Genomic DNA, 12,663 nt, shown 5'->3' on the forward strand with positions numbered 1-12,663 from the left:
TAAAGAAAAAAGAAACGATGTATTGTTGGTATGCGTAGGCAATATATTACACTGCCCTTTCTGAAGCCGTTTAAAAAACAGGAAACTCAAGATGCAATTAGTTTCATTGAACCCGTAAACTTATTTCTATTCACGCCCGCCAAAATCCATTTCAACTTTACCGTCGACCAGTTTCAGATTGGCTTCAAACTCCGTACCTTTGCCGGACTTAAAGCCTTTCAGTAGCCCCGTCTCGCCCTTGCCAAGTAGTTTTTTAGCCATCGCTACGGTAATTTTTTTATGTGCGACGGTTTTCCAGATCGTCATTTTACAGCCGTTGCGCCATTCGCTACAGCTGTAAGCTTTTACAGTTTCAATGATTTTTCCGTTGCATAAAGGGCAATCGGCAATGGCTTCTTTTACGACTGACCGCGGCCCCGATTCGGCTTTGACATAACCTGTTTCACCCTGTTTATTGAGGGTCAGCTGGGCGTTAAATACGTCATCGTTCAGCTTGATCGCGTAACTGTGCAGGGTCCGGGTGTTTTGTAACAATTGGCAGACCATATCCCGAGTGACCGGTACGCCATACAGTTGTTTCCATAGCACAAACTGACAGCCGGCTTTCCAATCACTGCAACCGTAACCTTTTCTGCCTTCGATAACGGGGTGCCCGCACAACGGGCAATCGCCCAAACGGTTTTGGTCATAAAGCGGCTTGTCCGATTGATCTTTTATTTTTTGGGTAAATTGGATGATTTCGGCCATGAACCGGTCAGGGTCGTAAGCGTTGTGTTCTATTTTTTTGAGTTTGGCTTCCCATTCGCCGGTCATGGCCGCTGACTTTAGCCGATCATCGGCGATGATCGAAATCAAATGCCGCCCCGATTCGGTGCTGAGCAGATTCTTCTTTTGCCGCTGGATATAGTTGCGCTTGATTAACACCTCGATAATCGAAGCCCGGGTTGCCGGAGTGCCAAGGCCTTTTTCTTTTAAGGCTTCTTTGAGTTGTTCGTCGTCGCAGGTCTTACCGGCCGATTCCATGATGCTCAGCAAACTCGCTTCGTTATAAGGCTTGGGCGGCGTGGTTTTGCCCTGATTTATCGACGGCTGCTGCGGACCGGTTTCGCCTTGCACAAAGTTGGGCAGTATTTTCAGGGTCTTATCGGACGGGCTTGGTGCATCGTTTTTGTACAATGCCTGCCAGCCGGGCGATTCGATAATCGTACCGGTGGTTTTGAATTTTACTGTGGGAGATTGCCCTTTTAGCAGGCCCTCTCCCAATGGGAGTGGGGGACAAACATCGCCCAAAACGGTGGTAATTTGTTTGATGCAAGGCGGATAAAACGCCGCAATAAACCGCTGGACTATCGCTTCATAAACTTTGGCTTCATGACCCGACAGTGAACCCGGCAAGGCGGTCGTGGGAATAATGGCATGGTGGTCGGTTACTTTAGCGTCATTGAATATGCGGCTGCTCAACGTCAGTTTATCGAGATTGAGCGGCTCAATCTGCTGCTCAAATTTAGCGCGTAATTTTGTCAACAAGGGCTTCATGCCCGGCTTCATGTCGTTGGTTAAGCAACGGCTGTCGGTACGCGGATAGGTGACGTGTTTTTTCTCGTATAACTGCTGAGCGCAACTTAAGGTTTGATCGGCAGTCAGGCCGTAGCGAATGCTCATGTCTTTTTGCAGATCGGTCAGATCGTACAATAACGGCGGGCTGAGCGTTTCCTTCTTGCCCTTGACCTCGGTAATCCGAAAGTCCCGGCCCGAGATTTGGCTTAACAGGGTCTCCGCGTCCGCTTTGTGGTCGAAGCGCCCGCCGACATATTGAAAATCGGTATCCCGGTACAGGGTATGCAATTCCCAGAAATCCTTGGGTATAAAACTGCTGATGTCAGAATCTTTTTGTACGATCAACGCCAGCACCGGCGTTTGCACCCTGCCTATCGTCCATAAGCCGCCTTGCTGACCGAACTTGAGAGTATACAGCCGCGTAGCATTTAAGCCGACGATCCAGTCCGATTCGCTACGGCATTTGGCCGCGCGATAAAGGCCGTCGTAAGCATGCCCCTCCTGCAACCCGGCAAAGCCTTTGCGTATCGCATCGTCGGTTAAGGAGCTGATCCACAAGCGTTTAAACGGTTTTTGCACGCATCCGGTCCAGGACAAGATGTACCTGAAAATCAACTCCCCTTCCCTTCCCGCATCGGTCGCGCAGATGATTTCGTCGGCTGCCTTGAATAAGTGTTTGATGGTGTTTAGCTGTTTTTGCGCCGAGGCATCGCCCCTGGCTTTTAGGCCGAATTGTTCGGGAATGATGGGCAGCGATTCCAAAGACCAGCGCTTCCATGATTTGTCATATTCATCCGGTTCCTTTAACTCGACCAGATGGCCGAACGCCCAGGTAATTTGATAGCCGTTACCCTCAAAATAACCGTCGCGTTTGTTGGTTATGTTCAGGCATTTGGCTATATCGCGGGCGACTGAGGGCTTTTCGGTCAGGATGACTTTCATGATGCTGATGACGCTCCGGCGTCACGTTTACTCTCGTTCCCACGCGCTGCGTGGGAACGCAGTGCCGGACGCGCTGCGTCCCGTATTTGTACGATGTGCATTTTATATATTGACCATAACTCGCGGCGCAACGCACCTTAACTGCATTCCCACGCAGCGCGTGGGAACGAGAGCGTAAAGCCTCATCATTTAATAATTTTATAACACGGCAAATATTTCTTGCCCGGTAATTTCATGCGCTGTTGCGCAACAAACGAGGCCAACAAGGAATCCATTAATGCCATGATGTTTTCATCACCGTGAATTTCAAAATGCCCGTATTGCTCAATGGCGCGTATACCCTCGTCTTTTACGTTACCCGCTACGATACCGGAAAACGCGCGACGCAGGTTGGCGGCGAGCTGGTGACTTTCCTGATTTTTATGCAAGGCCAAGCTTCTCATGTTGTCATGGGTGGGTATAAACGGCTGTTGAAACACATGGTCGACCTTAAGCAGCCAATTGAAATAATAGGCATCGCCTGTTTCTTTACGAAACTGGCGTACCTTCTGGATGCCTGCCTGCATTTCCCGAGCGACTTGCACGGGATTATCAATAATAATTTTGTAACGCTGTTGCGCGGATTTGCCCAAGGTGCCGGCAATGAACCGATCTATTTCATTGAAATAATCTTCTGAACTGTCCGGACCGGAAAATATCAGCGGAAACGGCATGTCTTTATTTTCAGGATGTAACAGGATACCCAGTATATACAGTATTTCCTCCGCCGTACCGACGCCGCCGGGGAACACCACAATGCCGTGCCCGGTACGCACAAAGGCTTCCAGGCGTTTTTCAATATCCGGCAGGATCACCAGATCATTGACGATAGGATTAGGCGATTCGGCCGCAATAATGCCGGGTTCGGTTATTCCTAAATACTGGCCGTCTTTTATCCGTTGCTTGGCATGACCGATGGCCGCCCCTTTCATCGGGCCTTTCATCGCCCCCGGTCCGCAGCCTGTGCAAATATCGAGACCGCGCAGCCCCATCTCGTGACCGACTGTCTTGCTGTAATCGTATTCCTTGCGGCTGATTGAATGTCCGCCCCAGCACACCACCAGGTTTGGAGTAGTCATCGGGCGCAGAATTTTGGCGTTGCGCAAGATATGAAATACGGCACTGCTGATGCCCTCCGAGGTGTTCAGGTCAAACATCGGATTACTGTTGATCTCGTCACTGACGTAGATAATGTCACGCAACACCGCAAACAAATGCTCATTGATGCCTTTAATCATCTTACCGTCAACAAAGGCATGCGCGGGGGCGGCCTTTACGTCCAGCTTAATACCCCGCTGCTCCTGGACTACGTGTATCTCAAAATCGGGATAGCGTTCCAGCAGCTCTTTGCCGTCATCTATCGTACTGCCGCAATTTAATACGGCAAGCGAGCAGTTGCGAAATAACAGGTACAACCCGCCTTGACTGGTATCAAGCAGTTTGGTTACTTCGGCCTTGGACAATACATCCAGACGGCCTTCAGGGGTGATGCGTGCGTCAACTACTTGGTGTTCCATGATGTTCCTTTTAGTTATGTCAGCGTGATTACCGGCTGTATTTAGCGGTAAACACAACAGTGTCGATTCATTCGGCATTCAGCGATCTACAGGTATTCTTTAGCTCGGGTTAACTATCAGGGGCTATAAAAATGAATTCGATCGCTAAAAAAATGCTGCTCATCGGTTTTGCGCTGCTGTCCAGCGCCTGTGCCCATCATCCACAGCAATATTCGTATTATCCCGGTAACACCGCTTATAGCAGCGGATATACCATTATGCACAGAAACTATTATGGCGAAAGACCGGATCACTATGATAATGGCTATCGGCAAGGTAATGCCTATTTTTCACATCCTCACCGTCGCGAACAACACAGTGTTAAACCCCGCTGGAGCAATAATCGCCCGGAATCCGGGCACCGACATGACAGAGGCGATGATCATCGTTTTAACTCCGGAAATAATCGCCGACATAACGAGGACGACCACAATCATCGCGATAATTTCAACCGTAGGAACCGCGATTAACTGTTTAGCAATCAATAAATGTCCCTGTTAAGTTCAGGGCCTTTATCCCTATGGGAAACACTACCCTTAAATTATCAATGGCTATACTGGGAATTAGCCTCTATAATGCAACGCTTAGTAGACAGCACTTCGCACAAACGCGGGGCTTCTACTTAAGTTTTTCATGTTATTCAGCACTTTTCAGAAATTCCATTCGCTTTTCTCCTTAAAATTGCCCGGCATGATTTGCAATCAAACATTTTCATTGATTTATATAGGTAATTTATATGGCAACAGGTACTGTTAAGTGGTTTAACGAGTCCAAAGGTTTTGGTTTTATTTCGCCTAGCGATGGTAGCGCAGACGTGTTTGTACACTTTTCTGCAATCGCAAGCGACGGCGGTTACCGCACATTGGCTGAAGGCCAAGCAGTTAAGTACGATGTAGAATCAGGCCCTAAAGGCCCACAAGCATCACAAGTAAGCGCAGCTTAAAACCCGCCTTACTGTCCAACACCCAACCCCGCCTTCGATAATTCGCGGGGTTGTGGCATAACCGGATCATCCGGCCAATCAACTCACCCCCTAATTTAGGACATGTCTTTTGAAACGAATTTTTGTAGGAAACTTACCTAGCGAAGCCACTGAAGAAACTGTACAGGCTTTATTTTCTGAATACGGCAAAGTCCGCTCCATTCAGCTCGTTTCCGATATCTTTAGCGGAAAATGCCGGGGCTTCGGCTTTATCGGAATGGAAGGCCACGAAGCAAGAGCCGCGATAGCCGCGCTGGACGGCAATCTATATTGCGGAAAACCTTTAAAAGTTAAATTTGAAGATACGACTGCCGGTAAAAATGGCAGACGCCATTAAAATATTAGCAGCTCAAGCTCCACTATCCCCTGATTATTCAACTGCCTTAGCCGCACCGCGGCAACAGGTAATGGTCACAAGCTGATTGTCTAAATCATTCCGTCCAACGGGCTGATTTTATGGATTTATACCCTCCGCAAAGATAGACAGCAGCAAGGCGCGTGAATATAGCCGAGCTATCTGGGCGACCTGCTTATCGGTCGCCCCCAATTCCGGACAATAGCAGCATTCCCGCTTCCACTTAAGAACATCACTGTCTTGCATTTTGCAGGTTTTCTTAAGGCCTCATCGCGACTCTTGTTACAACCTCGCCTGTTTCTGTTATTGAATAGACCCCGCTTTATAAAAATATTTATTTAAATCAATGGTCAAGCACTTTTTCCGGGCCATAAATTCCCCCGGTTGGCTGAATGGTTAAGTCCCTTTATATTTCAATAAATAAAGCTTGACAACAATTTTACAACATAGCCTTTTCCACAAGCGTATTCAATACCTGTTTGTTTCAGCAAGCTGAGCACCAAACCTCACTCAACACATAAAAAAGCATTAATAAAAACAGGTTTACTTAAGCTAACCTATTGATAGTTAAACGCATGATTACACGTATTCATACACTGACTACAATCTGACCGATTTAACAAAAAAGCTTAAGAAGTGAATAGTTAGGGCGTTTGTTTTCAGTTTACCCACAGAGTTATCCACAGAAAATGTGGATAACCTTGAGCTGTAAAAGAGTATTGATTTTTTACCGGTTTATGCACCAATAAATATCAAAAAAACGTTGTGACAGCCAGAGAGTAAGCTTTTTGCTCACCCTGACTGATTGGAGATCTGCCAGCGTCCTTATTCCTGTTTATCATTTACCAAATCGTAAGTGATGTCAGGATTAAATCCCATGGGCCAGTAAATAAGCGCGGCAGGTGGCCAGAATATTGAAACGGGTCGAAATTTTGTCCTCAATCTACCTTCTTTAACAACCTGACCGCCTTTTTCTAAACGATAAGGAATGCCTCCTTCCGGCGGCACACCCGCCGCAGTCCAGAAAAACGGCTTGGTGGTTACCTTGCCATCGGCCTTGATGTCTACCGGCTGCGGCCTTTTGTAGACATACAGATCAGTGCCGGGCGGCACTTTGAACGTACCTGTGGTGGTACAGCCTGCGACCAAAATCAGTAAAGCCAAGGCTAAACACATTTTTCTTATCATTGTAGTGCTCCAGGTTGAGTGGGATATCAGCTATCCCAGCGCTTAAAAATCAATGAGGTATTGATACCCCCGAAAGCAAAATTGTTACTCATCACATAGTCGCAATCGAGCTTGCGGATATCCTCTTTAATATAGTCCAGCTTGGCGCATTCAGGGTCAATATTGTCAAGATTGGCAGTGGCATGAAACCAGCCTTCATTCATCATATTGACCGTCACCCAAGCCTCCAGCGCGCCGCAAGCGCCGAGAGTATGGCCGGTAAAGCTTTTCAGCGCACTGATCGGCGTTTTATCGCCGAATACCGCCGCGGTTGCATGGCTTTCGGCCACATCGCCGTGACTTGTTGCCGTGCCATGCGCGCTGATGTAACCGATGGCGGATGCTTCCAGCCCGGCATCCTGCAAGGCCAGACGCATCGCAATCTGCATGCAGTCGCTGTTAGGCTGGGTGACATGCAGACCGTCCGAATTGGTGCCGAAACCTACCAATTCGGCATGAATATGAGCGCCGCGCGCCAAGGCATGTTCCAGCTCTTCCAGTATCAAGGTGCCTGCACCTTCGCCGATGACCAAACCATCCCGGTCACGATCAAACGGCCGGGGACTTTTATCCGGCGTCTCATTACGAAGGCTGGTTGCAAATAAGGTATCGAAGACGGCGGACTGGATGGCCGATAGTTCTTCAGCACCGCCCGCCACCATCAGTTTTTGCTGACCGAATTTTATTGCCTCATAACCATAGCCTATGCCCTGACTGCCTGAGGTACAAGCACTTGAGGTTGTGTAAACCCTGCCGTTTATGCCAAAAAAAAGACTGATATTGACCGGTGCGGTATGGCTCATCATCCTGATGTACGAGGTAGCATTCAAGCCGCCGGTAGCATGATTAATCAGCATATTGCCGAACTCGGCGATGGCGTCAGGACTGCCCGACGAACTGCCGTAGGCGACCCCCATCTGCCCACTTTTAAGGCAATCGTCATGCAGCAAACCGGCGTCGCTCAATGCCAACTCCGTTGCATAAGTCGCCATTAAGGCAATGCGCCCCATGCAGCGAACCTGTTTGCGCGAATAATGTTCAGGCCGGGTGAAATCGGCGGGCGCGCCCAAGCGGGTATTCAAGCCTTGGTACTTGTCCCAGTCCTGCATTGTTTGAATGCCGGTAGACTTGTTTTTAAGGCGTTCGGCAACTTGCTGCCAATCGTTGCCTATCGGTGAAATCCCGGCCATGCCGGTCACTACCACGCGCTTTAACATAAGCCACCATTGACTGAAATAACCTGCCGGGTAACGTAGGCGGCATCCTCGGACATTAAAAAAGCCACGACAGCCGCCACTTCTTTAGGGCTGCCGACTCTGCGCGCCGGAATCATTTTTTTGATTTCCTCCAGCGGTAATTCGCTGACCATTTCCGTATCGATAAGGCCCGGAGCCACGCAATTGACGGTGATGTCGCGTTTTGCCAACTCCAAAGCCAGTGCCTTGGTCGCGCCGATAATACCGGCTTTTGCCGCACTGTAATTGACTTGACCGCGGTTACCCATCAAGCCGGAAACCGAAGATAAAGTGACGATACGCCCAGGCTTGCGCCGTCTGACCATCGGCATCACCACCGGCTGCAAGACATTGTAAAAGCCGTCGAGATTGCTGTGAATCACACTGTCCCACTGTTCGCCGGTCAGCGATGGAAAGGCATTATCGGCAGTAATACCGGCATTGCACACCACCCCGTAATAAGCGCCGTGGTTTTCAATATCTTGATTGATTTGTTCGCTGCATTGCGCGCGGTCGGCAATGTCGAATTGTAAAATCCGGGCCAAACGGCCCAGCTGCTCGATTTCGGCAGCGACTTCCTCGGCCTGCGTTCGCCGGCTGCGGCAATGGATGACCAGATCGAAGCCCTGTTTAGCCAGATATAATGCAATCGCTTTACCAATGCCCCGACTGGAGCCGGTCACTAAAACAGTTTTATTCATATTGTGCTCATGTGTTGTTTCAATACTTCATCGCGCGTTCCCACGCGTTGCGTTCATCTTTAATTCCGGCAGTCCTTTACCTGGCGTTAGGCGGAAAACAGGCCACTATCCAGATCTTCCAGATTTTAAAAACCTGGAAGGTCTAACCCGCAACGTTTTCGACAGACGAAATATACTGTCTCATGTGTTGTTCAACGGAGGTTGATAAACGTTGAGATTGGCTGCAACATCCACGCCCTCCCCCAGAATTCGACACTCAAAAACCCCCAAGCCGTCATCCTGCATGATTTTATTCACCCGTACCGTTATCGTTGCGCCGACCTTAAATACGGCAACATTACTGCTATAACGCCGGGTTCCGAGCAGAAAGCCCAGTCGTATCGGCTCATTGGCCTGCCTTGCCTTCACGCCGACATACGCGGCTATCGCTTGCGCCATATATTCAATACCGGCCCAAGCTGGAACGGTTTCATCATCACCGAACAAGCCGTCGCCGCGCACCACAAGTTCAGCCGTCAAGCTCTGATCGTCACAATCGATAATGCGATCCAGCAACACCATGACGCCGGTATGCGGAATCAGGCCGGCAACATCATTCATGCCCGCTCCAACACAATAGACAAGTTATTGCCGCCAAACGCGAACGAATTGCTTTGACAGGTATTGATTCTGCGCCCCAACGTTCCGCCCTTTTTGACCAGATTTAAGGCTGGCAATTCAACATCAGGCTCATCCTCGTTAATATTGGGAATCAATGCTCCTTGTTCATCATCATTAGTCAGCAACAACCAACAAAAAGCCAATTCCAATGCGGCGGCAGCGCCCAGAGTATGCCCGGTCATACCCTTGCTGGAACTCGCCGCCACTGTTGAACCGAATAACGCGTTAACGGCTGTGCTTTCCATCGCATCGTTCAATACCGTGGCCGTGCCGTGCAGGTTCAGGTAATCAATCTGTGCCGGTAATTTACCCGCATCATCCAAGGCATTTTGCATGGCTTTAATCACATCGGTCGCGTTCGGGTCCGGTGCGGCAAAATGATAGGCATCGCTGGTTGCGCCTATGCCTTGCAATATTACCGGACCGGGTTCTTTGCTCAACACAAAAAGGCTGACCGCTTCGCCGATATTGATGCCGTCACGGTGTACGCCGAACGGCTTGCACCGCCCGGTACTGATGGATTCCAGCGCCGCAAAGCCGTTAACGGTCAAGCCGCATAAACTGTCGGCTCCACCCACTATAACCGCATCGCAAAAGCCCAGTCTGATTAACCGCCGCGCCGACGCAAACGCCTTGCCGCTGGAAGAACAGGCCGTAGAAATTGTATAAGCCGGGCCTTGCACGCCCAGAAAATCCGCCAAAAAATCCGCCCCTGCGCCCATTTGCTGCTGCTTGTAATGAAATTGATCCGGCAATATGCCGTGATCCGCCCAATAATCCAACGCAAGCTCGGTATTGCGTACCCCCGAAGTGCTGGTGCCCAGCACAATGCCGATACGATCTGCGCCGAATCGGGCCATCATGTCACTCACGGTCGGTTCGATCTGACTTAATGCCGCCAACAACAGTCTATTATTGCGGCAGTTATAAAGGCTGTAACGTTCGGCAATCTCCGGCAGATCGGAACTAACAGCGCCGACAATGCAACCGGTCCCAAACTTGTCGCTTGCTACCAGTCCCGACCGGTCACCGGCCAGCAGGCGCTGCAATACCTCGGTTTTGCTATTGCCGACCGCACACAACAGGCCTAGATCATTCAGATATAAGGTCATAACTTATTGTTTTAATGTACAGGCGGTAATTGTACTGAAAATTGACCAGTTCGACGGCTTTAGGCCAAACCGGATCGGGGGATAAATAATTAACTTCAACTTGTTTTTTACCACTGACAGTTAAAAAACGTTTATTACCCGCTTCTTCCAATCGCCATTCGGCCGGGAGTTTTTTTTGCAGCTCGGCAATCGGCCAATAAACCAGTTGCAGATCGGAAATAATAAACTCCGGATGGACCGACTCCGGCAATAACGGGCTTTTATCCGACACCACAGTATTGCCGTCGTAAGTCAAATGGAACAGGCTCAAGCCGTCATTGCTGAGTCCGGCCATCGCGATATGCCGGGCATCCAGTTCCAGAACAGCCAACAGGGATTCCTGCCGATCGCCCCACACTGCGTTTATTTGTTGCACTATCCGTCGGGCCGGGCCTAAAGGCGCTGCGATAGGCATCAGCTCAGGTTTAACGGTAACTTGTTTGGGCTGCATCAGCGCACAGCCGGATAGCCATAACAAAAGCATAGCGCTGAAAACCCTTATCGGCATAACTCAACCAAAGTATCCGACTTCGAACATGCATTGTTAATATAAGAGTGTGCTAGTTCCCAAGCTCCAGCTTGGGAACTCAGTGAGGGAAGCTCCAGCTTCCCGTCTCGCGACGCTACGACTTCACCTCGTTCCCACATGCCGCGCTCATCGTTATACACAAATGCCTGCGCAACACCATCATACCTCTCGTTCCCACGCGCCGCGCTCGTCGTTATACACATATCGACGTAGGCCGGAATAAGCCGGTTCGAGCGATAGCAAGAACTGGCGTTTCCGGCACTCCGATTGCCGGAAACGCTCCACCCTTGCTGTCGCCGGGCGGGCTTATTCCGGCCTACATCCTGGCGTTTCCGGCACTCCTGCATTCTCACGCAATCAACGACCCCGTAGGAGCGGGCCGCGCCCGGGACATTTGAGGAACAATATTGACTTGAAGCTCTTTCATCGCGGGCATGGCCCGCTCCTACAACTCTTAACCTAACGGCAGTGATGTAACGCATAGGAACGAGCGACAACAGCCTTATCGGCATAACTCAACCAAAGTATCCAACCTAGGACGGGCATTTTTGACATAAGGATTATTTTCATCCCAGGCATAACCGGCCAGTATTGAACTGATCATTGCCTTAACTTCGGGTTGTTGTCCTGAGTGAAAAATGACATCCTGAAAGCGGCCGTCATACCACGCGTCAACAAACACCCGGAAGGTATTGACGCCGCGCTGCAAAGGCTCGGCGTATTCCCGCTGCCAGTCCACGGCTTCATTGTTAAATTGTCTGACCAAAACATCCGCAGCCAAACCGGCCGATTTCATCGCAATGGTAACGCCGGATGAAAACACCGGGTCCAGGAACTCGCCGGCATTGCCTAACAAGGCATAGCCTTTGCCGTACAGGCTTTTCACATTGGCGGAATAACCGACGATAGTATTGATTTTTTCATCGAACACTGCGTTTTCAAGCAAATAGGTCAAGCTGGGGTCCTGATTAATGATGTCCTTCAAGGCTTGATCATTATTGTCCCAGCCTTGAAGAAATTCAGGCTCTGCAACCACGCCAACGCTGCTGCGCCCGTTGCTGAACGGGATTAGCCAATACCAGACATCCTTATGTTCGGGATGCACCGTGATGCGGATTTTGTTTCTGTCGAATTGGCCGTCCCCGATTCGGTCCTCAATGTGTCCGAACAAGGCTTGCCTGACCGGAAAACCGGATGGCGATTCCAAATCCAGCAACTTTGGCAAAATACGCCCGAAACCGCTGGCATCGAGTACAAAATCGGCACGGTAAGTCATGACCTCTCCCAGACTATTGCGCACCGTCAGCTCCGGCCGGTCTGCTGAAAAATCGGCCGCCATCACTTCCATTTGCCATTGTATGTCAACGCCCATGCGCACCGCTTCATCGGCAAGCAGCTTGTCAAATCGGCCGCGCTGCACCTGAAACGTAGTGCCCATGCCGGGACTGAATTTGTCTTCAAAGGAAAATTCGGTTCTCAGGTCCCGGTAGGCGAAAGAGGCGCCGTTTTTATACTGAAACCCGGCGTTAACCAACGCGTCCATCATCCCGGCCTGTTTAATGAATTCCATGCATTGCGGCAACAGGCTTTCGCCGATACTGAATCGCGGAAACAGCTGCCGTTCCAGAATGGTCACTTTAAAGCCCTGATTTTGCAGCAACGCACCGGCGATACTGCCGGAAGGCCCGGCGCCGATGATGATAATTTCGCCTTTATTATTGTTCGTCAT

General features: G+C 50.0%; 12 protein-coding genes. 3 read left to right on the top strand and 9 right to left on the bottom strand.

The genetic code is table 11. The annotated features are described in order from the left end of the window. Positions 1-126: 126 nt before the first annotated feature. Together Q8L79_RS06375 and ppnN are read right to left on the bottom strand one after the other, a co-directional pair. Positions 127-2,499 carry a type IA DNA topoisomerase gene (locus Q8L79_RS06375; RefSeq protein WP_305269170.1) on the bottom strand — a complete coding sequence of 791 codons (2,373 nt, stop codon included), beginning with the start codon at positions 2,497-2,499 and terminating at the stop codon, positions 127-129. 185 nt (positions 2,500-2,684) lie between these two features. Continuing rightward, a complete protein-coding gene (ppnN, locus tag Q8L79_RS06380) occupies positions 2,685-4,055 on the bottom strand; it encodes a nucleotide 5'-monophosphate nucleosidase PpnN (RefSeq protein WP_305269173.1) in 1,371 nt (456 codons plus the stop codon). Positions 4,056-4,186: 131 nt separating this feature from the next. Here ppnN and Q8L79_RS06385 point away from each other — a divergent pair, with 131 nt between their 5' ends. The 3 genes from Q8L79_RS06385 (at position 4,187) to Q8L79_RS06395 (ending at position 5,413) form a co-directional block, all read left to right on the top strand. Further along, positions 4,187-4,564: a hypothetical protein gene (locus tag Q8L79_RS06385; RefSeq protein ID WP_305269176.1), complete on the top strand. Its 378-nt coding sequence runs from the start codon at positions 4,187-4,189 to the stop codon at positions 4,562-4,564. A 266-nt stretch (positions 4,565-4,830) separates the two neighbouring features. After that, positions 4,831-5,037, top strand: coding sequence for a cold-shock protein (locus tag Q8L79_RS06390; RefSeq protein WP_305269179.1), 207 nt, complete (start codon positions 4,831-4,833; stop codon positions 5,035-5,037). A 109-nt stretch (positions 5,038-5,146) separates the two neighbouring features. Further along, complete coding sequence (locus Q8L79_RS06395) at positions 5,147-5,413, top strand: RNA-binding protein (RefSeq protein WP_006892428.1); 267 nt, start codon at positions 5,147-5,149, stop codon at positions 5,411-5,413. An 843-nt stretch (positions 5,414-6,256) separates the two neighbouring features. Here Q8L79_RS06395 and Q8L79_RS06400 read toward each other — a convergent pair. The 7 genes from Q8L79_RS06400 to Q8L79_RS06430 form a co-directional block, all read right to left on the bottom strand. Next, a complete protein-coding gene (locus Q8L79_RS06400) occupies positions 6,257-6,619 on the bottom strand; it encodes a hypothetical protein (protein ID WP_305269188.1) in 363 nt (120 codons plus the stop codon). Between the two features lie 26 nt (positions 6,620-6,645). Further along, positions 6,646-7,875 (bottom strand): beta-ketoacyl-ACP synthase, encoded by a 1,230-nt coding sequence (locus tag Q8L79_RS06405; RefSeq protein WP_305269191.1) that lies wholly within the window; start codon positions 7,873-7,875, stop codon positions 6,646-6,648. Then, positions 7,869-8,594 (bottom strand): 3-oxoacyl-ACP reductase FabG, encoded by a 726-nt coding sequence (gene fabG / locus Q8L79_RS06410; RefSeq protein WP_305269194.1) that lies wholly within the window; start codon positions 8,592-8,594, stop codon positions 7,869-7,871. The genes Q8L79_RS06405 and fabG overlap by 7 nt, the downstream gene beginning before the upstream one ends. A gap of 180 nt (positions 8,595-8,774) precedes the next feature. Further along, positions 8,775-9,194: a hotdog family protein gene (locus tag Q8L79_RS06415; RefSeq protein WP_305269197.1), complete on the bottom strand. Its 420-nt coding sequence runs from the start codon at positions 9,192-9,194 to the stop codon at positions 8,775-8,777. Next, complete coding sequence (locus Q8L79_RS06420) at positions 9,191-10,366, bottom strand: beta-ketoacyl-ACP synthase (protein ID WP_305269199.1); 1,176 nt, start codon at positions 10,364-10,366, stop codon at positions 9,191-9,193. The genes Q8L79_RS06415 and Q8L79_RS06420 overlap by 4 nt, the downstream gene beginning before the upstream one ends. Next, positions 10,347-10,889, bottom strand: a complete 543-nt coding sequence (locus Q8L79_RS06425) for a DUF3261 domain-containing protein (RefSeq protein WP_305269201.1) — start codon at positions 10,887-10,889, stop codon at positions 10,347-10,349. Before Q8L79_RS06425 ends, Q8L79_RS06420 begins: the two co-directional genes overlap by 20 nt. Before the next feature lie 547 nt (positions 10,890-11,436). Then, the gene (locus tag Q8L79_RS06430; RefSeq protein ID WP_305269204.1) at positions 11,437-12,663 is read right to left on the bottom strand and encodes an NAD(P)/FAD-dependent oxidoreductase; all 1,227 of its coding nucleotides are present in this window, start codon (positions 12,661-12,663) and stop codon (positions 11,437-11,439) included.

Origin of the sequence: Methylobacter sp., from assembly GCF_030680395.1 — a bacterium.
In the GTDB taxonomy this organism is placed as follows: domain Bacteria; phylum Pseudomonadota; class Gammaproteobacteria; order Methylococcales; family Methylomonadaceae; genus Methylobacter_A.

What these genes read in the sequence shown, in the direction of transcription:
- Q8L79_RS06375 (WP_305269170.1), bottom strand. Translation starts at nt 2,499, where the DNA reads ATGAAAGTCATCCTGACCGAAAAGCCCTCAGTCGCCCGCGATATAGCC.
- ppnN (WP_305269173.1), bottom strand. Translation starts at nt 4,055, where the DNA reads ATGGAACACCAAGTAGTTGACGCACGCATCACCCCTGAAGGCCGTCTG.
- Q8L79_RS06385 (WP_305269176.1), top strand. Translation starts at nt 4,187, where the DNA reads ATGAATTCGATCGCTAAAAAAATGCTGCTCATCGGTTTTGCGCTGCTG.
- Q8L79_RS06390 (WP_305269179.1), top strand. Translation starts at nt 4,831, where the DNA reads ATGGCAACAGGTACTGTTAAGTGGTTTAACGAGTCCAAAGGTTTTGGT.
- Q8L79_RS06400 (WP_305269188.1), bottom strand. Translation starts at nt 6,619, where the DNA reads ATGATAAGAAAAATGTGTTTAGCCTTGGCTTTACTGATTTTGGTCGCA.
- Q8L79_RS06405 (WP_305269191.1), bottom strand. Translation starts at nt 7,875, where the DNA reads ATGTTAAAGCGCGTGGTAGTGACCGGCATGGCCGGGATTTCACCGATA.
- fabG (WP_305269194.1), bottom strand. Translation starts at nt 8,594, where the DNA reads ATGAATAAAACTGTTTTAGTGACCGGCTCCAGTCGGGGCATTGGTAAA.
- Q8L79_RS06415 (WP_305269197.1), bottom strand. Translation starts at nt 9,194, where the DNA reads ATGAATGATGTTGCCGGCCTGATTCCGCATACCGGCGTCATGGTGTTG.
- Q8L79_RS06420 (WP_305269199.1), bottom strand. Translation starts at nt 10,366, where the DNA reads ATGACCTTATATCTGAATGATCTAGGCCTGTTGTGTGCGGTCGGCAAT.
- Q8L79_RS06425 (WP_305269201.1), bottom strand. Translation starts at nt 10,889, where the DNA reads ATGCTTTTGTTATGGCTATCCGGCTGTGCGCTGATGCAGCCCAAACAA.
- Q8L79_RS06430 (WP_305269204.1), bottom strand. Translation starts at nt 12,663, where the DNA reads ATGACGAACAATAATAAAGGCGAAATTATCATCATCGGCGCCGGGCCT.